The sequence below is a fragment of the Halomicronema hongdechloris C2206 genome, from assembly GCF_002075285.3.
Taxonomy (GTDB): Bacteria; Cyanobacteriota; Cyanobacteriia; order Phormidesmidales; family Phormidesmidaceae; genus Halomicronema_B; species Halomicronema_B hongdechloris.
Map to the genome: position 1 here is coordinate 3,793,652 of NZ_CP021983.2, position 19,024 is coordinate 3,812,675.

A 19,024-nucleotide genomic window follows, 5' to 3' on the forward strand; every position below is an offset into this window, starting at 1 on the left:
TGCTGATATCGCTCAGGCCTTGAAGCGAACTATTCTCGATTAGGATACGGAAACTGCCGATCGCGGTGTAGAGATTTTGAACGGTAGACGCATTTTTTACGCAGTCAGACTTAAAGAAGTTCAAAATTTTGAGTTTTGAGTTTTGAATGAATTGTCAAACTCATAACTCATAACTCATAACTTTCTCATTTCTAGCTCGCCCACTGCCACGCCTGAAGCTGAAACGTCTTAGGATTGATGCCCGTCCACTGACGAAAGGCCAGGGCAAAGTGGCTGCGGTTGGTATAGCCGACGCTAGCGGCAATATCTGCGATCGCTAAATCTGAAATCGTCAACAGCCGCTGCGCCTGCCACAGTCGACAATCGCGCAGATAGCCATAGGGTGTCGTGTCATACACCTCACGAAAGCCTTGATTTAGCTTGAGTCGGTTTGTGCACACCCGGCGAGCTAACGCCTCAATAGACGGAGGGTTCGATAATTGGTTTCTCAAAATAGACGCGGCCTGATAGATACTGTTGAGGTCAGCTTCAGTCAAGCATGGCTGCACCATCGCCTCTAGGCGGAGAGACACTAGCTTCAGGGCTTGGCGCTCCAAATAGATGCGGCGCGTCGTCCCCTGATACGGACAACTGAGAATCTGCCCGATGACCTGGTTCATAGTGGGCGAAATCGGAGTTCGATTTGCATAATTGAAGACAACCGATTCGGCGTGGAGGGTATCAGACACCACGTGCCCGAAAGTTGTATAAGGCTCAGACGCCATCCCACCCTGCATCACTCGGCTCAGCATCTTGACCGGAGTCGATAGTGAGCCGCTCCTCTGGTATCGATACATCGCCTGGATAACCCGCTCAGCCACGCTCTGGGCTTGGGGAGACAGCTGCTCTAAATAGGCTTGAAAGTAGTCCGTGAGCGTCGGCGGCTTGAAAATGACTTCGACTTTGAAAAACCGCCGCTGCGATCGCTTGACTTCAAGCTGCTTGAAACCAAAATTAGGGACAAACAGACTGTACCCTGTCTCCGGGCCAGCCAACAGAAACTCGAACTCGATGTGAGGGCTTTCACCCGGCACATCAATGACCAAATCATTAGTCAGCGCATAGTCGACGATGAAGAGAGACAAGTCATCTTGCAGTGGAATTTCTTGAATATAGCCTCGCCCCAAGTGAGGCGGACAAACATAGATGCGATCGCACCCGTCGGCATGCAGCAGTCGCGTATCGTCTGGGTTACCCGGCAACAGCCAGTCTTGCCAGTGATTGAGGGTCAGCCGCGTCGTCATGGGGGTAGGGGCAGGTAAATCCCTCGTGATTAATGAGAAGCGCTTGCATTATACCCGATTGCTTGTCAGCACGCGATTCAGCCTCATATTCATGGGATAGGCTATTGTCGAGGTGCAGACTCTAGCCCCCTGAGCGGGTATATGGTGCGGCAGCCTTTGATTGGCTTAGGGACATTAAGTCTCTGACAGGTCTTCCGGGTCAATTCCTTGAGCTTTGAGGATAGCCGCTAACCGTTCGGCTCGCTGGTGTTCCTGCTCGGCCCGTTGACATTCTTGCTCAGCCCGTTGTTGCTCTACCTCCTCAGGCAAGGGAATCAACTCCCCCTCTGCCGTAAACCAGCGCAACTGCTGCCCATGAATCCCCAGTTGTAATCCCAACTGCTCACTGGGCAAGTGTCTTGCTTCAGTTGGGGCGATCGCCTCATACCGACCATTCACTAACCGAAATCCGGCAAATTCCAACGTCTCTGGGTGAAACCAGTAATACCCTGGCAACCGCCACACATCCTGATACAGGTTTTTCTTCGCCCCTTTATCGATCCTGCTGGTAGAACTTGAGAGCAGTTCAATCACCACATTGGGATACTTGCCCCCCTCGTCCCAGATCGCCCAGCTGCGGCGGTCTTTCTTTTCAGTTCCCAGCACCACAAACACATCAGCACCACGGAAATCCCGCGATTTCAGTTGCTGGATGTTGTAATAGACCATCAGATTGCCAGAGATATAGAAATCCTGGCGATCGCGCCACCAGTACTGCAACAAACGAATCAACAAGTCAATCTGATTGCGGTGACGATCCGTTTCCAAGGGGGGCTCATCACTGTATAAGGTACTGGGAGGCAGCACAACTTCGTCAGCAATGTGCTCACCAAGTCCGGGGAGATTTTCATCTAGACGAACCATAGCCAGCCGCCCCAATCATCCTACACACAGTGTAAAGCGAATCCACCTGGGTAAAAGACATCGCCACTTGCAGCAGGGATTGCGGTCTCCAGCTCACGAGGCATTTGTGGAACGCCTGAGCGAATCTTCGACAGAATCTCCATGAGAATACGCCAGAGCGATTGCCCAGTACCAGGGCTTTTGGCTCCGAGAGGCATTATTTCGAACAATCATGCATGAGACTTGGAAGCCGACCCGTCAGCAATGTGCGGTGTAGCGGGTATGGGTGTTGCTATTTCGGATGAGCGCTCAGGGATAATTCGCCGGATGGTCAAGGCTGAAGGACCTGCGCTGCCGTTAATTTCAGTTGCGGAAATAGCGGAGAGGCAATTTCTTGCTCTCCTCGATAAATTGACTCTTCGTATAGTCCTTCCACCCGTTGCAAAACCGTGACTTTTGCTTGAATCGGGTCAACAATCCAATATTCTGCAATGCCTCTAGCGGCGTATTCGGCTCGTTTGTAGCGATAATCTCGGTTTTCGTTCTCTTTACCCGCAGACACCACCTCGACCACTAAGGCAGGTGGGGGCATGTCCAAGGTAATGGTCGATCGGGGCGCGTCTTGCAGGGCATCGGCCAATTCATCCGTCAAAACCATTAGATCGGGATAACGAGTCGTGGCTCGGCTCCCGCTCACAACAATTTCGGTCTTGTTGCGAATCAACTCAATAGAAACGATGGGCAACAGTTTCGCTAGCAGAAACAAGGCAATTCGAGCGTTGCGATCGCTCTCGGGTGGCATTTCCACAAGTTCTCCATTGACGAGTTCGTAGCGCTTGTCGGTGCCGTCGTCATAGCGGAGATATTCCTCAATCGTCATGAGTTTGGTGCCTGTAGCCATGGTTGCCGCCTACCAGTTCGTAACCTTAATTATAAAAAGAGTCGGTTGTCAGGCATCGGGCATTAGCGCAGCCTCTTCAACGGAGAAACGCTTGGGCCACTGTTGAGCCGCTATCATACGCGTATATAAACGCTGAGCAGAACATGAGGTTTACCAATGACCTCAGATATTGCCTTAGAGCAGCAAGTCCCTCCGGAATGGGAGCCTCCCGCTCCGCCCACGGATTTGATTTTTGATGATGGGGTCCCCTTGGCAAGTAACCGCCATCGCATTGCCGTGAATGTGCTGATTCGCTCGACGCAGCAGGCTTTGGCCCAATCCAACGACTTCTTTGTGGGCGGCAACATGTTCATCTACTACAGCCGCAATCAGGCCATGAACCAGGATTTCCGGGGTCCTGACTTTTTTGTAGCGCTAGGGGTCGAGGGCGATTCTCCCCTGGAGAGGCTGCGCCAACGCGAACGACAGGGCTGGGTGGTGTGGGAAGAAGCGGGCCGCTACCCGGATGTGATTGTGGAACTGCTGTCGCCCAGCACGGCGGCTGTCGATAAGGGCGTCAAAAAAGACTTGTATGAGCAGGTGTTCAAAACCTCGGACTACTATGTGTTTGACCCCTTTGATCCAAGTTCTCTAGAGGGCTGGCGGTTGGACCTGTCTCACGGCTATCAGCCGCTCTCCCCCAATGAGCGGGGATGGCTGTGGTGTGAGTCGTTGGGGCTATGGTTGGGCACCTGGGATGGGGCGATCGATCGTGAACCCATGAACGGCGTGTGCCAATGGCTACGGCTCTACGATGTCCAGGGAAATCTGGTGCTGCTGCCAGAGGAGGCAGAGAAGCAACGAGCCGATCGCCTGGCCGCAAAGCTACAAGAGCTGGGAGTTGACCCATCGGAGGTATAACACGCCTACTTTTTCTGTAGGCGACTGATCCGATACCTGCGCCGCCGCTTTTAATTGCATCGCTTCTCCTTTTTTTGGCGATTTTGCGGCGGTCATCACCTCGCCGCAGACCTCGACCCGAGCATGATACGCGCCAGAGGTATTCTGAGCAGCGTTGGTGAACTCGATCCGTACCTCAGCCCAGGTGGCATCATTTGTCCACTGCTGTAGAAACGCCTGTACCCGCTTTAGCGGTACCCACCGCAGCACCGGATACAGATAGCGCTTGATGCCCCGCAGCCCTTTGCCAAGAGTCTTGCCCGACTTATGGCAGGAGAGCCACTCCCATCCTTGTTGCAGCCAAATCTCGCGCTCGGCGATTTGCTCAAACTTACTCAAGCCTGACCAGCCCCGATAGTGCGATCGCAACTGACTGACATCCCCTTGCCGATGGACAAGCACATCCAAGATTTCCGGTTCTAAATGCCCCCAGTAACGGCCATCTGGCAGGTCGATTAACGTCGGCGCAAATTTGTGTCCGCCAAAATGGCTGCACCGCCATACCCGCAAAGTTCCGTCTGATTGAGCGGCATACCCATTCCGCAGCATTTTGTAGATAGGATGGCCAAAGCGAGCACAGGCAGCGTCCACATTGCCGTGGGTACACACCATCATGTCGCGGACATGGGCCGTGTCTTGGCGATAGCGCTGGAAGCCAGACAACTCATCGGGCTGGCGCATCACATTTTTCATCAGCGCCGTGGCCAGTCGGGGCAAGTCTGCGTCGGGGACGACAAATTCCTGCTTGTCAAACTGAGCAAACTGCGTTCGAGGTCGCCGATAAAACATCACCCGCGTTTGTCCGGGCTGAGAATAGTCCGAGTCGGGGGCAATCAGCACCGGTGACATCAATACGCCGTGTTTCATGAACAGCTGTTTAAACAACTGAATCAGCGGCGTGATTCTGGGATCTTCCTGAAATAGTGTCTCGGTCCAGGGTTGGGCCAGTTCCAGCACCAGCCAGCAATCGACGGTTCGGGCGGTGCCGATGGGATCTTCGCCTACTGCTTTGGAAACCTGGGAGCAAAAGCGGCAGTCAGCCAATGTTTCTTGAGTCAGCATTCGGTTGCCTCAGTTTTCAACGCCAGTCCCAGAACGAGCCTTGCTGGGGTTTCGGTTGGAGGGTGACTGCAGTTTTAATAAGAATATCTTGCATTATACTCCCATCGCTGCTCATCAAAAAGTCCAGCACCGTATTCAAAGGCCGAAGCCGCCGTCTGTACCATTGACTTACCCCTGGCCTGAGCCCATGGAAGGTTACTTTAGCGTGGACATGGCGATTTATTTAGGAAAAGAATGTCCGCTTTCGGTGTGATTTTGAATCATGTCACCCTCAACCCGTTTCCTGAGTCATACGCTATTGTCGAGATATAGACTCTGCCCACCCACCCCAGCAGGCCTATGATTCGGCAAACCTTGATTGGCTTAGGGACATTAAGCATCTTAGCGGCAGGCACTGTTTCAGTTAACGCGTCAACAGATCTGCAAGTGGTTGACTCTGCCGCACTGGGTATTCGTAGAGACTTGCCCTGGTCTGAGCCCGTGCAAATTGATGACCCATTTGAAGGTCAATTCATCGGTGTCTTTGACCGCAACTATTTCTTCGATCAATTTCTCAATGCCCGTGCCCGCATTGAGATCCAAAGCCTTTGGAGTCCTGAATCAGTTCGCGTGTTGTTGATGACGCGCGATCGCGACTGCTCGGGGCACTCAATTCACCACGGCACATTATTAGACTTGGGTTGTTTAGAACTCACGACCTCTCGAAAAGTGACTGAATTGTTTGTCAGAGTAGATGAGCAAGTATTTCAGGTGTCAGGGGAAAATAACCTGTTTCAAGTCAGTGATGAATTCGCGCAAGCGCTGCAGACTGCCCCTCATGAAAATGTCAGCATTCGGCTAGTGACTGAAACCGGTGAAGTGGTAGACAGTGAAATCGGGCAGGGAACGGTTGAGGCCTGGAAAACCGTGTACACGGATTAGGCAAGACACCCTACTTGACGATTGCTGGGCCATATTTTGTGCTCAATCGACCCTGAGGTGGTCTCTTGAGAAATGTGCTCAAAATAATGAGGACCTTCCTCCTATCGAATTACCCCACCGCTAGGAGATGCCCTTTCAATAGCCAGTTCTATAGATCAGCTAGAGAACTGGCCACATCACCAAGCTAGCACAGCTGAGCCTTTGGGTAGGTATCTTGCTTACTTCCGCTAGGGCCAACAGGTTCCCATTTTCGTAGCGACAAGTACAGAACTAATAAAGTGACACCAGCGAGAAAGGAAAGCATGTCGTCAGGCATGGATTAGAGCGCTGCCTCTAAAGCAAAATCAATCATCAATCCAGCGAGGATTGCCCAAAGCCCCATAGTTGGCCTCACAGGTTGCCTGGTAAAAGCCCTCAATCGATTTGGACGGCGAGTTGCCTGCCGTTGCTTAACCCGAACTGAGGTTAGGCAGTAATTAGCTCTCATGGGGCATGGGTTAGCTATTGCGATACAACAGCCAGAGGAAGTAGGGCGCACCGATGACAGCGGTAATCACGCCGCAGGGTAGCTCGATGGGGGCAAACAGTAACCGTCCGGCTAAGTCAGCTAGCTCCACGATGCAAGCGCCGGTCAAGGCGGCCACCGGCATCAACCCGGCATGAGATGGACCCACAAATTGCCGGGCCAGGTGAGGCGCCATTAATCCTACAAAGCCAATGGTGCCTGCCGTGGCAACGGAAGTCCCGGCCAGCGCCACGGTGCAGAGCAGCAGTAAACTGCGAGTCCACTCCACCCGGCTGCCGAGTCCTTGAGCCAGATGATCCCCCAGGTTGAGGGTGTCCAGATCTCGCGCCAGCACCAGGGCCAATGGCATAAACACCACCAGCCAGGGCAATAGCGGCCAGAGGTGTTCCCAACTACGACCATAGACGCTGCCGGTGAGCCAGACCAACGCCTGACTGACGGCATAGATTTCGCCGAAGGTGATCATGAGGCTGGTGAGAGACCCCGTGAGCGCGGTGAGGCCAATGCCCACCAGAATCAGCCTGACTGGCGAGCTGCCCTGCTTCCAGGCCAACAGGTAAATTGCGATCGCAGCCCCCAATCCTCCTAAAAAGGCCGCTACTGGTAGCCAGCCCACAGCAATGCCTGGCAGCAACACGATGAAGGCCACTGCCACCAGACTCGCCCCCGAATTGATGCCGATGATCTCCGGAGCGGCTAAGGGATTACGAGTGAGTCCCTGCAAAATCGTCCCTGCTGTCGCCAATCCCATCCCCACCAGCAGCGCCACCAGAGCCCGCGGCAAGCGCAGGGTATTGATCACAAAGGCGTAGTCGGGATTCGCGGGCAGTCCCAGGATGGTCTTGACCACCTGCAGGGGCGGCACCGGATATTCGCCCTGGCTGACGTTGAAGACCAACGACGTCAACGCGACAAAGGCCAATAGCACCAGCACTATGGGGACTCGGCGATCGACCCGAAAAGAAATCGGGAAACGCCGTAGTCGAATTGATAGCCAAGGTTTTGCAGAAGTCATCACTAGGGGTAGAAAAGTTTGAGGGGTGAGGGAATGACTCACTTCAAAACTCAAAACTCAAAACTCAAAACTATGCGGGCTCAGCGTTTGATGCGCGATCGGGCCAGATAAATAAAGAAAGGAGCCCCAATCAGCGCGGTCATAATGCCCACCGGCAGCTCCTGGGGTTGAATCACTAGCCGGGCCGCCATATCTGCCAACGACAGCAAAATACCACCGACCAGCATGGCGTAGGGCAAAATCCAGCGATAATCGACACCGACGCCAAAGCGAATCACATGGGGGACGACCAGGCCGATGAAGCCGATGGGACCTGCCAGGGCCACGGCACTCCCCGCCAACAGCACCACCACCACGGCCGCAGTCACCTTCACCCAAGCCGTTTGCAACCCCAATCCCTGGGCCACATCTTCTCCCAACGACAGCAGCGTCAACTGCCGCCCCAGGGCTAGGGAACCCGCCAACCCCACGGCGACATAGGGTAATACTGGCAGCATACTGGCCAGATCTTGCCCGGCCAGGGAACCGGCCAGCCAGAAACGAATATCATCCAGGGTGCGCTGGCTGAGAATGAGGATACCAGTGGTGAGGGAGCTGAGCAGATATGACAGAGCCGCCCCGGCGATCACCAGCTTCAGTGGCGTCAGGCCACTGCGGCCCATGGAGCCCAACCAATAGACGGTGACTGCTGCGATCGCCGCTCCGGCAAAGGCAAACCCCACATAGGTGCCGCTGCCACCGCCAATAAACACCGCCAGCACCATCGCCAGCGCCGCCCCCACATTGATGCCTAAGATGTCAGGCGCAGCCAGGGGATTGCGCGTCAGCCCCTGGGTAATCGCCCCGGCCACCGCCAGAGCCGCTCCCACAACCACCGCCAGAACCGCTCGCGGTAGCCGCACCGTGCGAATGATCAAATGCTCCGTGGAGCCATCAAACTGAAACATCGCTTGCCACACCGTATCGGGGGCAATATCTGCGGCTCCCAACAAAATGCTGGCCAAGAGACACCCCAGGAGGACAACACCGCCCAGGATCAATCCCAGCACCAGCCCGTAGGGAGATTTAGTGCGGGCTAAGGGATGCGATGACCCTTCCGGGCCAGTCTTCGACCATCGCACCATCGGGGAGCCAGACCGTTTACTCATTCAAAACTCAAAATTCAAAATTCAAAACTCAAAATTCATTACCCCTCGCCCACTCACCGACTCTCCGGTTCCGGCTGCTCCGTCGCGATGCCTAAGGTGGCTCCCTCAATGTCTCGGAGCTGATCCATCACGGCAATGACCCGGCCATGATTCACCGCTTCATCGGCATTAATGACAATCACCGATTCCTGACGGCTGTCCATCAGGTCCCGTACCCCAGCCTGCAAATTCTCCAGGACAATGGGATCGCGGTTCAGGGCAATATCGCCGGAGGCTTCCACAGTCACTGTGATGCGAGTGCGATCCTGAACCTCAGCGCTGGCGGCTTTAGGGAGATTCACAGGCAACGATTCAGAGCGGGTCAAAAATAGGCTAGAAATGATGAAAAACGTCAAAATCGCGAAGATGACGTCGATCATCGGCACAATATTCAGGTCGAACTCCTCTTCTGACTCATCAAGATGATACATAGGCTCCCTCCTCCAGCTGGCTCCGGCGCTCGTAGTGGGTTTCGTAGAGAATCTCCAACTGTCCGCCATACTCTTGGATGAGCGCCACCTGCCGCTTGTAGAGGCCCCGGAAGAGATTGGCAAACAGCAGCGTGCCGATGGCGACGATCAGCCCGGCAGCAGTAGAGACCAGGGCTTCACTGATGCCGCCGGTGACGGCTCCAGCATTTTCGGCAATATCCCCCAGCTGAATCGCATCGAAGGAGCGAATCAAGCCCAGGATCGTGCCTAGCAGCCCCAACAGCGGTGAGACACTGATGATGGTGGCAAAGAGGGTGCTAAAGCGGCGCAGATGGGGGAGTTCCGCCTGCATGGCACTGGCCAGGGCTAAGTGAAATTGCTTGGGGCTGGCCCCTTCAATCTCTAGGGCTTCTAGAAAAATGCGGGCAACGGGCAGGTTAATGTTCTGCCGTAGCTTCGGGTACACATCCATGGGGGCCTGGCGATAGGTGCGCAGAATGTCCTGCATCACTCGACGTTGGCGACGATTGAGGCGCACCCAAAAGACTAACCGCTCGATGATCAGTGCGATCGCAACCACCGAAAACACCAGCAGCGGCCACATAACAACGCCACCGGCGGCAAAGATACTTCCCATAATTTTCAGCCACTCACAGTCACTATTGAAAATAGCTTTCAGGTGAATTGAGCCTGATTCTGGCCACCTTGTCAAGGATACTATGGGGAGTAATTCCTGGCAGGCTGAGGGGTAAATCGAGCCAGCATTCATCCACATCCAAGCCATACCAGTCATTTTGGCAAGTCTCTACGATTTTGCTGCAGCAGTAAATCATCATCAACGCCAGAAAAGTTCCCAATAGGGCTTGACTTGGCAACAGTTTTTCTCAACTATTGCTGTAACCCCCTACTTACTCCCTTTGCTCGGGTAACCCCCATGAGTCTCTCTTCCCTCTGCGCCGAACAGCATCAGCAAGATCTGGCCAAGCTACGCAGACTCCTGCTCTTCGGGCTGCTGGGCTCCTTAGGGCTGCATGCGATCGCATTCGGCCTCAGCGAGCTGGGGCTATGGCAACGGCCTCCGGAGGCAGAACTATCTGCCATCGAATTAGTCGTGGCCGACCCTCCGCCTGATGAGCCCGAACCCGAACCCGAACCTGAGCCTGTCCTAGAGCAGCCTGCCGAACTCAGTACCGAAACTAACAATCCCGCCCCCGCGGCACCGGCCAAGGCAACAGTAGAAGCCCCAACCCCGCAGCCAGTTGAGGACGCGGCTCCCCCCGACCCGATCGAGCCAGAGACCCCAGAAACAGAGGCCGAATCAGAGCTGGAGGTAGCAGAAGATCCCGAAGACCCGGCCGCAGAAGATACCGAAGAGTCGCTGCTAGAAGAGGCCGAGGTGGCCGCCGCCCCCGATACCGATACCCTCGATCGACTGCGAGAGCGATTAGAGCAGCAACGGCAAGCCACGACCGCCGGAGATACCGACGACCAGGAGGCTGCTTCCCCCAGTCCTGCCGATGAGACCAACACGGCTGCCGCCCCGTCCAATACCTCAGGGGGGAGCGGTCAGGGGCGGGGATCGCGTACCGTCGCCTGTCGCAGCTGTGTCACCCCAGCCTATCCCCGCAGTGCTCGCCAAGCTGGCATCGAAGGGCAAACCCTAGTCAGCGTTCAAATTAACCCCAATGGCACCGTGCGTAGTGTCACCCTGGTGCGCTCCAGTGGCAATGCTGCCCTGGATCAGGCGGCGATTCAGGCAGCCCGACGCTCGACCTTTCAGCCCATTGCCGGTGGGGCCAGTGTTAACTTAGCCCATCACTTCACCCTAGAGGGGTCCCAACGTCACCGCGAGGCCCAGCGACGAGGCGACCGGCGCTCCGTTGAGCTCCCCGATGACGGGCCGAACGATGCCACGGCCCAAGGGCAGACCGAGGCCGAGTCACCAGAGCCATCTCCCAGTCCAGAGAGTACGCCCACCCCAGCACCCACCCCAACACCCACCCCAACACCGACACCCACGCCTACGCCCACGCCGACACCCACCCCCACCCCCACCCCTCAACCGGCCCCATCTCCAACCCCCTCAGCGAGTCCTGAGCCTAGCCCAGCCCCCGAGCCTGCTCCTACCAGTTCGTCGGCGGAAGAGACTAGCGAAGACTCCTCTGACTAGGGGGTTGCAACCATGGAAGATAGCCGCTTCAACCCTGAGCGCTGGGATCACTGGCTTTTGATTGTGGCGTTTTTGGCCCTCTCAGGCTGGATCCTCTGGAAAGTATATTCACACCGATAAGGAAACTGATGCCGAGGTGATCCCTGCTGTTGGAGTGACCCCTAGTCGCTGGACAGGGCGCTAGCAGTCCCACAGCCGGAATGGCTCAGGCGGTTGCAGGATGCCATGGGGCGGTGTTGTATGGACTAGCTGCGATCGCAATGACCCTAGTAGGGCTCTACGGAATTGCTCCAGCCTTGGTCCTTAGAGCAGTGGCGCACAGATCCTGCCATTGCCCCGATTCTGGCCCTGCTCGAAGATCTCTCAAGCAGTACCGCGTCAGCCGCATCACTCAGATAGAACCTTGATATGGTCCACCTAGGAGGAGGCTGGTAAGGGCAGTTTCCCTAGGCTAAACTGCCTGCCAAAATAACGTCTTGATAGCTACCAGATTGAACGATCTCACCCTGGTGCATCAAATAGACGCGATCGCAATGCTCCACGGTAGACAAGCGGTGGGCAATGATAATCATTGTTTTCTGGCCACTTAAAGACTTAATGGACTCAGTGACCAGACGCTCTGTTTCATTATCTAGGGCAGAGGTGGCCTCATCCAACACTAGGATCTCTCGCTCATGGTAGAGGGCCCGGGCAATGCCAACCCGCTGGCGTTGCCCCCCAGATAGACAAACACCACGCTCACCGATGCGAGTGGCCAAGGAATTGGGCAGCTGCTCTATAAGCTCTTTGAGCTGGGCTGCCTCTATGGCGTGCCACAGACGCTCATAATCAATGCTCTCATCGGCAACACCAAAGGCGATGTTGCGCTCGATGGTATCGTCAATCAGAAAAATCGATTGGGGAATGTAACCAATCAGATTTTGCCATGCTCGCAAATCTTTGTAGACAGAGCGGCCATCTACTTTAATATCTCCTCCGGACGGGGGCAATAGGCCTAATATCAAGTCAACTAACGTCGTTTTCCCAGCCCCAGATTTACCAATTAGGGCAACCGATTCTCCTTTCTTGAGTGAGAAGCTGACCTGGCGCAGGGCTAAATCGGTAGCTTCTTCGTACTTGAAGGACACGGCTTCCACATCAACTCCCGACTTGAAAGGAAAGGTTTTCGGCAAAGATGATGTCGATGCCCCGACATTAGAGGTTCTGGGCAAGAAGCACTTCTCATCGATATTTAAATCTTCAAGCTCTTTGAAATCGTGATACAGCTTGTCTACCACATAGGTTGTACTTCTCAATTTGGTTAGACCAGAGGTCAATTGAGTAGTCACGGGCATGAGACGAATTGCCACTACGCCAAAGATACCCAATGTAGAGATCAGATCCTCAGGGTTTGATCTGAAAATCAATGAGAAGGAGGCCAGTCCCAGAATGAAGGTAATGATCACCGACTCGATCACTAATCTAGGTAAAATACCGAAGCTCATTAGAGAGGTGGATGCTTTTACATTACGAGCGACCTGTTCCTGCAGTTGATGCTCAAAGTAAGGTTCGCAGCCAATGACTCGGGTTTCCTTTAATCCACCTAGACTGTGATTAATGATTCGGATCATCTCAGCCTGGGAGTTTGATATTATTTTTCCCCATGTAGACAGATTTCTTCGAAATTTTACGATCATCCCAAAGGTCAACAAGAGGACCACAGAAATCACTAGTGTTGCCAGCGTGTCTGTGATCATCAGCAAGCTAACTAGACTGATGATCATCACCACACTAACTGTCGAGTTCAACAACTCAAGTAGTGTCTTGTTACAGAAAACATTAGTCTCAGTAACTATATTTTGAATTAGAAAGGCAGTATTACGCTTTAGATGATAAGTATATGGCAGCTTTAAGTATGCATTCAGAAGCCGAGAACGAAGTTCACCGGACCGCTCAATACTAAACTTAAATATGAATCGCCTGACTTTATAGCTAAAATAAGCTTTGCTGTAGAAGACTAAGAGAATAAAAATTGCTAGGGCAGCGATAAAGGACTCTTCTGAGCCTAAGCCCGATATGTCATAAAGTTGACTAATAAAGGAATTTTTGTTAATCGAGTCAGGGTTGCTCGCGAGTGCGATAAAAGGCCCAATAAGGCCAATCCCGACAGCTTCCATGAAAGAAGTTAATAAAATGGAAGTGAGTAAGGCTAATAATGCTGTTTTTTTATCGGAGAGGATGTAGAGGAATTTACGAATATATTGGCTCATCTCACTGCTCAAGTGTTTGCCGCAGATGCTACTACCAAGTCTGATTTAGTCACTAGAGTCTTTCTTAGTACACTATTACTCTAGACTTGGACAAGGTTTATCCTATCCCGGCAGACCGTGGATTAGGCCGGATAGGACAGTGCTTTATCGGATCTTCAACCTTATTGCCAGGGGGATAAAAGTCTGGTCGCAGTGTCCAGAAGGCCTTCATGGCTACCTGTTATTTCTGGCTAACGTCGCCTTAACTACGGCAAGCAGCCCGAGCTTATGGGAAAATAGTACTGTGCACTCGTAGCGTCCGATTCCCAAAAGCCGCCTTACCCTAAAGATAGGGATGGCGGCAGTAAGGGTAGATGCCAATGGCCAAAGCAGACACCGACGTGTTTGACGACATCAATTTTGAACAATCACCAGCAGCACGCTCAGCCCCTAGCAGACCTGACTCAGGTAACACTGCCGAGGCTACTGCCTCAAAACCAGCTGACACCTCACTGCCAGGTCCTCCGGTTCTAGCTCAGTCAACTTTGGAGCTAGCTGCCCATGATGTCCGGCAAGTGTTGCAGGAACAAAGTCACCAGGGCCATATCCTCACCACGAAGTTAAACATCTTGTTCGTGACCAATGGCGCTTTGTTGACCAGCCTTAGCATTTCACGGCTGATCATCAGTGGTAGTTTCTTTAGCGTTGCTGAGGCGATGGGGTTCTTGGCGGGGTTTTCCCTGTTGATGAGAGCCTTTCTGCCGCGTCAGGTGGCGATTACCCCTAATCTGGAGGAGCGAAAATTTCTGGAAACCTATTTGGCCTTATCTTACGAAGAATATCAGCTACAGATGATGGTCAATTTGGCAGAAACCTATCGAGCCAACAAGCAACGCCTTGATGACGTTTCCCAGACCCTCAGATATGCTGCTTACGCTACTTGGAGCACGGCTGTTATCATGCTGGTACATATCGTTGCAGTTTACCTGGGAATCTAGGCTGTTGCTAGAGGGTCATCCCCCCTCGGTTAAGAGTCATGGGGCTAAGGTAACAGGTTGAGCTATGGCTGACGAGTCTGACAATGCAAGGATGGCCGGCAAGCGTGTCTGTTTGCCAGACCCAGATAAGGACAACATTACGGTGCTAACGAGTAAGTTGCCCAATGCGCCGATTTTGCCCTGGCACCGCTATGATTCTCCCTGGTTGGAGCAAGCAGCGGCAGCAGTAGACCGGTTGCTAGAGGCTACAGAGGACCTCAGTGATGAGATGGCTACTGTGGCTCCGGACGTAGACGCCGACCCTATGGCCCTGAGGGTGTTGAGGGCAAAGCTGCAGAGCGAGTTACGTTCTCGGGCCGATGACCCTTCCCAGCTTGAAGCGATTGATGAGCCCGATACCGACATTAGCGATGAAACGATTGCCCAGGTGCTGAAACAGGTAGCCGCTAGACTAGAAAAGCGCCAAACGAAGGAGGTTGAGAAGGAGACTGAGGCAGATCCTCAGCCTGAGGATCAGTCTCTAGAAACTCAGGATGTATCCACGGATCAGGTGACTTCTGGGGCAAGCGATGAGTCTGAGATTGATTTGGCGGATGACCGCGACGAGGTGGATTGATTAGCAAAGGGATTAGCAAAGGGATTAGCAAAGGGATTAGCAAAGGGATTAGCAAAGGGATTAGCAAAGGGATTAGCAAAGGATAGAGATACCAGAGGGGCGCGGCTGCATTAGGATGGCTACAGGATAAGGCCATACTGGTGACTCTTCGATTTGGGAAGGCATTTTCGAAATTCGCTTGGCAGCTCTACTTTCTGATCGGGCTGCTGATTGTTCAAGTGGTTGCTTTACTGATGTGGGGGTTGGCCTGGATGTCAGCAACGACGCCCACTACGTTATCGTTTGTAGTTCCTCTAGACGAGGCAGAGTATTGGCAGCCGTTAGTCGATGATTTTGAGGCGGATAATCCGGATATTGAGCTGGAGTTGGTGCAGGGGGAATATACCACTGACCAGGTGAAGGCCATTTACACCTCTGATTTGAGTACCGGGCAACCCCAGTATGACCTGATCTACATGGATATTATTTGGGTGCCCTGGTTTGCTAGCGAGGGATGGCTGGCAGATCTTTCGGGTTATCTCTCTTCCGATGAATTAGCCCAATTTATCCCGAGCGAGGTGGCAGCTGGTCGTTATCAGGGGCGCCTCTATCGAATTCCGTTCCGTCCTGATGTTGGTGTGCTGCTCTATAACCAGGCTGTCTTGGAGCAAGGACAGGTGTCTCCCCCGACCACCTGGCGTCACTTGATGGATAGGTCCCAAACCTTGCAGGCGCAAACTAGGGTGCCCTGGGGCTATCTCTGGCAAGGGCGAGCCTATGAGGGATTGGTCGTTAACTTCGTCGAGGTATTAGCAGGGATGGGAGGGACCTGGATCGATGCTGATACAGGGGAGGTGGGTTTGGATCAACCCGTTGCGATCGCAGCCGCCCAATTTCTGCATCAGACGATCCAACAGGGTGTCTCTCCCGAGACGATTACCAGCTATGGTGAGACCGAATCCTTTCAGCAGTTTCAGGCTGGGGAGAGCGCCTTCTTGAGGAGTTGGCCCTATTTCTGGCGACTGGTCCAGGCCGATGCTGCCTCGGCGGACTCCGTTGGCTTGGCGGCCTTACCCAAAGCTCCTGGGAAATCTGGAAGTGCTTGCCGGGGCGGCTGGGGCTTTGCCATTCCCCAAGCTACTGAGCATCTAGAGCAAGCCTGGCGAGCCGTCGAATACCTGACCAGTACCGCGGTGCAACGGCAATTTGTGCTCTCTTCTGGCCATCTACCCAGTCGTTTGGACTTGTTTGAAGCCCCTGACATCCTGGAGCGATATCCTCACTTTCCCGAGCTATTGACACGGCTGACTGACCATTCCATCTTCCGACCCCAGATTCCCCAGTATGACCGAGCCTCCCAGATTCTACAAACCCATCTCTGGCGCCTGTTGATCGGCGAGCAGTCGGCAGAGCAGGCCATGGCACGAGCGGCTCAAGAGACCCGAGCGCTTCTGGGGGGTGTCCTCGACTCGGGGAGAACTGACTCGGTCAGGAATCAGACTTCAGCAACCCGCTTGCCCCTCTAGCACCCCTAGGTGGCTTCACCGGTGAGACCTGGCATTAGAGTTCTAGAGTTCAATGCGGTCCTCGGAACCGTACATGAGGGCCACCATCAGGGTGAGATATTCTCGCAACTGTCGGGTCAGCAAGAAATTTTCCCGGACAAATTCCTTGGCTTTTTGGCCCATTTCAATGAGTTTGGCCGGTTGACTGAGCAAATAGCGGACCCGCAGGGCAGCGCCCTCAGGGGTATTGACCAGGAAGCCAGTATGGTGATTGATTACCTGCAGACGAATTCCCCCGGTGTTGCCCCCAATCACCGGCTTACCCTTCCACATCCCCTCGGTGACGGTGAGGCCAAAGCCTTCCCGGGTCGATTTTTGCATGACGATGTCGGCCCCCCGTTGCAGGGCATTGATGGTGCGGTTGGCATCGGGAGGTAAGGCCAGGATATGAATGTCGGGATCATCGGCGGCGGCTTCCTTGACCTCGGCCAGTACAATCGCCCCCTCAGGATCGTCGTCGGCAGTGCCCCCCGCTAAGACCAACTGCAGGCTGGGCAGAAATTTAGTGGCGAGTTTGTAGGCGCGAATGACACCGACCGGGTCTTTGAAGCGATCGAAGCGGGAGACCTGAATGAACCAAGGGCGAGTGGTGTCGATGCCGTAGCGATCGCACATCTGCTGGATCTCCTGGGCCTGCAGGTCCAGATTCTTCTCGCTGAGGGGATCGATGCTGGGAGGAATAATATATTCCGGGTGGGGCAAGGCTTGGGCAAAGGCAGCCAGGGAGAAGATGCTGGCATCATAGGGAGCGATGTGGTGTCGCAGGAATTTCCACACCGGCCGATAGGGATGGCTGACATCGATATGGCAGCGCCAGATCCATTTGCCCTGGCGATGGGGCATATGGGATAGCAGCGCTGCAGGTTGGGGATCGTGGATGAACACATAGTCTGCGGTCTGCAGGGAGTCCCGCAGTTGATCGGCATTGTCGGCGTTTACGTCTCCATAGTGATGCAGATGCTGGTCGCTGATCGGCACCGGATTGCCCTGCAGGGCATTGTGCATAGACTTGGTGCACTGGAAAAAGTCTTCATCCCCTTTGATGACCTCCCAGGTAACCTCTAGGTCCAGTTCCCGCATCAGAGGCACCAGTTTACTCAAGATTTCGGCCACCCCACCCCCCACCGCCGTGGAGTTGACATGGATAATGCGCTTACCCTTGAGGGGAGCTGCTAGTTGCCGCAGTTGAGTGACGACTTCTTCTCCGGCAACCTGGGCATAGGTGTCGAGTATGGTCATGGGGTGTTCCCTGGGCAGCAGGTTTCGAAAATCGTGGTGACTTGCTGGCGCAGGGCCGTCAGGCTTTCGAAGTAGGGATCGACGCCAGCGAGTTCATCGGCGAGGGGCTGGTATTGACCGTCGAACCCGGCCAGCCAGTAGCGAAAATCATCAATACCTTCTGGTAGGCGGCGACGGGCATCGATGAAGTGATAAAACAAGCTGCTGGTGGAGAGGTGGGGCAGCAGGGTGGTCAGTTCTTCCGGGCGTTGAATCCGCTGGTAGGTGTCGAAAACGACGATTTGCGATCGCAAAAATTCGAAGGGGTCGCTGGCCAATACCCAGTGCAGGTACTCACTCTCATCGAGCCGCTCTTCGACGATACTTAGCATTTCCTGCCGTAGGGCCTCTAGATCGCCGTAGTCCTGAGGATCGAGCACAGCCAGGCGCTCGGCCAGGGGATGGTCGTGGAGGCTATGGCGGCACCAGGCCGCGAAGTCGTTGTTAAATTCCCGCTCTTCGAAGCGAGACTTGAGCAACCCGCCCCAGAAGTGCAGATAAATGCTGTCCAGACTAATGGTGAGTAAGCAGCTGCGCAGCTCTTTTAAGGATTCCGCCTTTTTGCCGGTGGCAATGGAAATCAGGGCGCAGTCTTTGAGGGCAAAGGCATCCATATTGGCGTCAGATGAGTCCATATCTGTTAATCAATCTAGACTCAGCGGCTAGTGACTATGGCTACACTCTGCCCCGTTCTTCACGACCCCGTCACCCCAACTTTATGAATTGATACCTCTGATGATCCTACTCAGATTAGCAACTCAGATCAGCAACCGTTTGCGCCTGATGTCGTAGCGGGCCAGGTAGCCGGCGGAAATCTTTAGATAAACTACGCCATTGACCACCTTGGACATGGCTTCTATGGGTTGTTGAAAGACGAGGCCGGTGCGATTGCAGCGGTCCTTATACGCCAGGACGGCGGTATCGAACGTAGACATGGAATCAGCCATGGAACTACCTGTTGTAACAGAACATCGCCTCAACAGGTAGCGGTCTGATAGCACACAGGCTGTCTACCATGGCGCTACCAGCGTCTCAGCTGCGCT

18 protein-coding genes are annotated in these 19,024 nt (G+C 54.1%); 6 read left to right on the forward strand and 12 right to left on the reverse strand.

Annotated features, from left to right (window positions below):
* Positions 1-191: 191 nt before the first annotated feature.
* The 3 genes from XM38_RS17260 to XM38_RS17270 form a co-directional block, all read right to left on the reverse strand.
* Positions 192-1,283, reverse strand: coding sequence for a helix-turn-helix transcriptional regulator (locus XM38_RS17260; RefSeq protein ID WP_088430524.1), 1,092 nt, complete (start codon positions 1,281-1,283; stop codon positions 192-194).
* A 174-nt stretch (positions 1,284-1,457) separates the two neighbouring features.
* Positions 1,458-2,186 carry a Uma2 family endonuclease gene (locus tag XM38_RS17265; RefSeq protein WP_088430526.1) on the reverse strand — a complete coding sequence of 243 codons (729 nt, stop codon included), beginning with the start codon at positions 2,184-2,186 and terminating at the stop codon, positions 1,458-1,460.
* A gap of 310 nt (positions 2,187-2,496) precedes the next feature.
* Positions 2,497-3,066 carry a Uma2 family endonuclease gene (locus tag XM38_RS17270; RefSeq protein ID WP_080811011.1) on the reverse strand — a complete coding sequence of 190 codons (570 nt, stop codon included), beginning with the start codon at positions 3,064-3,066 and terminating at the stop codon, positions 2,497-2,499.
* A 156-nt stretch (positions 3,067-3,222) separates the two neighbouring features.
* Here XM38_RS17270 and XM38_RS17275 point away from each other — a divergent pair, with 156 nt between their 5' ends.
* Complete coding sequence (locus tag XM38_RS17275; RefSeq protein ID WP_088430528.1) at positions 3,223-3,966, forward strand: Uma2 family endonuclease; 744 nt, start codon at positions 3,223-3,225, stop codon at positions 3,964-3,966.
* Here XM38_RS17275 and XM38_RS17280 read toward each other — a convergent pair.
* A complete protein-coding gene (locus XM38_RS17280) occupies positions 3,931-5,067 on the reverse strand; it encodes a sucrase ferredoxin (protein ID WP_080811015.1) in 1,137 nt (378 codons plus the stop codon). The two genes, XM38_RS17275 and XM38_RS17280, sit on opposite strands and share 36 nt — an antisense overlap.
* 339 nt (positions 5,068-5,406) lie before the next feature.
* On the opposite strand from XM38_RS17280, the gene XM38_RS17285 reads away from it, so the two are divergent.
* A complete protein-coding gene (locus XM38_RS17285) occupies positions 5,407-5,988 on the forward strand; it encodes a hypothetical protein (protein ID WP_080811018.1) in 582 nt (193 codons plus the stop codon).
* A gap of 497 nt (positions 5,989-6,485) precedes the next feature.
* Here XM38_RS17285 and XM38_RS17290 read toward each other — a convergent pair whose 3' ends face one another.
* The 4 genes from XM38_RS17290 to XM38_RS17305 form a co-directional block, all read right to left on the reverse strand.
* On the reverse strand, positions 6,486-7,529 hold the full coding sequence (locus tag XM38_RS17290) for a FecCD family ABC transporter permease (protein WP_088431749.1): 1,044 nt from the start codon (positions 7,527-7,529) through the stop codon (positions 6,486-6,488).
* Between the two features lie 80 nt (positions 7,530-7,609).
* Positions 7,610-8,653, reverse strand: a complete 1,044-nt coding sequence (locus tag XM38_RS17295) for a FecCD family ABC transporter permease (RefSeq protein ID WP_080811021.1) — start codon at positions 8,651-8,653, stop codon at positions 7,610-7,612.
* A 77-nt stretch (positions 8,654-8,730) separates the two neighbouring features.
* Positions 8,731-9,147, reverse strand: a complete 417-nt coding sequence (locus tag XM38_RS17300; protein WP_080811023.1) for an ExbD/TolR family protein — start codon at positions 9,145-9,147, stop codon at positions 8,731-8,733.
* Positions 9,134-9,784 carry a MotA/TolQ/ExbB proton channel family protein gene (locus tag XM38_RS17305; protein ID WP_080811025.1) on the reverse strand — a complete coding sequence of 217 codons (651 nt, stop codon included), beginning with the start codon at positions 9,782-9,784 and terminating at the stop codon, positions 9,134-9,136. The genes XM38_RS17300 and XM38_RS17305 overlap by 14 nt, the downstream gene beginning before the upstream one ends.
* A 297-nt stretch (positions 9,785-10,081) precedes the next feature.
* On the opposite strand from XM38_RS17305, the gene XM38_RS17310 reads away from it, so the two are divergent.
* Complete coding sequence (locus XM38_RS17310; protein WP_187329448.1) at positions 10,082-11,317, forward strand: energy transducer TonB; 1,236 nt, start codon at positions 10,082-10,084, stop codon at positions 11,315-11,317.
* A gap of 446 nt (positions 11,318-11,763) precedes the next feature.
* On the opposite strand, the gene XM38_RS17320 is transcribed toward XM38_RS17310, so the two are convergent.
* Positions 11,764-13,566, reverse strand: a complete 1,803-nt coding sequence (locus XM38_RS17320; protein WP_080811028.1) for an ABC transporter ATP-binding protein — start codon at positions 13,564-13,566, stop codon at positions 11,764-11,766.
* A 359-nt stretch (positions 13,567-13,925) separates the two neighbouring features.
* Between XM38_RS17320 and XM38_RS17325 the strand changes: the two genes are divergently transcribed.
* The 3 genes from XM38_RS17325 to XM38_RS17335 all read left to right on the forward strand — a co-directional run bounded on the left by XM38_RS17325 (position 13,926) and on the right by XM38_RS17335 (position 16,664).
* A complete protein-coding gene (locus tag XM38_RS17325; RefSeq protein WP_202978910.1) occupies positions 13,926-14,543 on the forward strand; it encodes a hypothetical protein in 618 nt (205 codons plus the stop codon).
* Between the two features lie 64 nt (positions 14,544-14,607).
* Positions 14,608-15,159, forward strand: coding sequence for a hypothetical protein (locus XM38_RS17330; protein ID WP_137455157.1), 552 nt, complete (start codon positions 14,608-14,610; stop codon positions 15,157-15,159).
* Between the two features lie 140 nt (positions 15,160-15,299).
* Positions 15,300-16,664, forward strand: a complete 1,365-nt coding sequence (locus XM38_RS17335; protein WP_088430530.1) for an ABC transporter substrate-binding protein — start codon at positions 15,300-15,302, stop codon at positions 16,662-16,664.
* Positions 16,665-16,706: 42 nt separating this feature from the next.
* Here the strand turns inward: XM38_RS17335 and XM38_RS17340 are convergent, their stop codons facing one another.
* The 3 genes from XM38_RS17340 to XM38_RS17350 form a co-directional block, all read right to left on the reverse strand.
* On the reverse strand, positions 16,707-17,942 hold the full coding sequence (locus tag XM38_RS17340; RefSeq protein ID WP_080813969.1) for a glycosyltransferase: 1,236 nt from the start codon (positions 17,940-17,942) through the stop codon (positions 16,707-16,709).
* Positions 17,939-18,616: a DUF5752 family protein gene (locus XM38_RS17345; RefSeq protein ID WP_080813968.1), complete on the reverse strand. Its 678-nt coding sequence runs from the start codon at positions 18,614-18,616 to the stop codon at positions 17,939-17,941. The genes XM38_RS17340 and XM38_RS17345 overlap by 4 nt, the downstream gene beginning before the upstream one ends.
* Positions 18,617-18,739: 123 nt before the next feature.
* Positions 18,740-18,928, reverse strand: a complete 189-nt coding sequence (locus tag XM38_RS17350; RefSeq protein WP_080813966.1) for a hypothetical protein — start codon at positions 18,926-18,928, stop codon at positions 18,740-18,742.
* Between the last annotated feature and the right edge of the window lie 96 nt (positions 18,929-19,024).

What these genes read in the sequence shown, in the direction of transcription:
- XM38_RS17260 (WP_088430524.1), bottom strand. Translation starts at nt 1,283, where the DNA reads ATGACGACGCGGCTGACCCTCAATCACTGGCAAGACTGGCTGTTGCCG.
- XM38_RS17265 (WP_088430526.1), bottom strand. Translation starts at nt 2,186, where the DNA reads ATGGTTCGTCTAGATGAAAATCTCCCCGGACTTGGTGAGCACATTGCT.
- XM38_RS17270 (WP_080811011.1), bottom strand. Translation starts at nt 3,066, where the DNA reads ATGGCTACAGGCACCAAACTCATGACGATTGAGGAATATCTCCGCTAT.
- XM38_RS17275 (WP_088430528.1), top strand. Translation starts at nt 3,223, where the DNA reads ATGACCTCAGATATTGCCTTAGAGCAGCAAGTCCCTCCGGAATGGGAG.
- XM38_RS17280 (WP_080811015.1), bottom strand. Translation starts at nt 5,067, where the DNA reads ATGCTGACTCAAGAAACATTGGCTGACTGCCGCTTTTGCTCCCAGGTT.
- XM38_RS17285 (WP_080811018.1), top strand. Translation starts at nt 5,407, where the DNA reads ATGATTCGGCAAACCTTGATTGGCTTAGGGACATTAAGCATCTTAGCG.
- XM38_RS17290 (WP_088431749.1), bottom strand. Translation starts at nt 7,529, where the DNA reads ATGACTTCTGCAAAACCTTGGCTATCAATTCGACTACGGCGTTTCCCG.
- XM38_RS17295 (WP_080811021.1), bottom strand. Translation starts at nt 8,653, where the DNA reads ATGGTGCGATGGTCGAAGACTGGCCCGGAAGGGTCATCGCATCCCTTA.
- XM38_RS17300 (WP_080811023.1), bottom strand. Translation starts at nt 9,147, where the DNA reads ATGTATCATCTTGATGAGTCAGAAGAGGAGTTCGACCTGAATATTGTG.
- XM38_RS17305 (WP_080811025.1), bottom strand. Translation starts at nt 9,784, where the DNA reads ATGGGAAGTATCTTTGCCGCCGGTGGCGTTGTTATGTGGCCGCTGCTG.
- XM38_RS17310 (WP_187329448.1), top strand. Translation starts at nt 10,082, where the DNA reads ATGAGTCTCTCTTCCCTCTGCGCCGAACAGCATCAGCAAGATCTGGCC.
- XM38_RS17320 (WP_080811028.1), bottom strand. Translation starts at nt 13,566, where the DNA reads ATGAGCCAATATATTCGTAAATTCCTCTACATCCTCTCCGATAAAAAA.
- XM38_RS17325 (WP_202978910.1), top strand. Translation starts at nt 13,926, where the DNA reads ATGGCCAAAGCAGACACCGACGTGTTTGACGACATCAATTTTGAACAA.
- XM38_RS17330 (WP_137455157.1), top strand. Translation starts at nt 14,608, where the DNA reads ATGGCTGACGAGTCTGACAATGCAAGGATGGCCGGCAAGCGTGTCTGT.
- XM38_RS17340 (WP_080813969.1), bottom strand. Translation starts at nt 17,942, where the DNA reads ATGACCATACTCGACACCTATGCCCAGGTTGCCGGAGAAGAAGTCGTC.
- XM38_RS17345 (WP_080813968.1), bottom strand. Translation starts at nt 18,616, where the DNA reads ATGGACTCATCTGACGCCAATATGGATGCCTTTGCCCTCAAAGACTGC.
- XM38_RS17350 (WP_080813966.1), bottom strand. Translation starts at nt 18,928, where the DNA reads ATGGCTGATTCCATGTCTACGTTCGATACCGCCGTCCTGGCGTATAAG.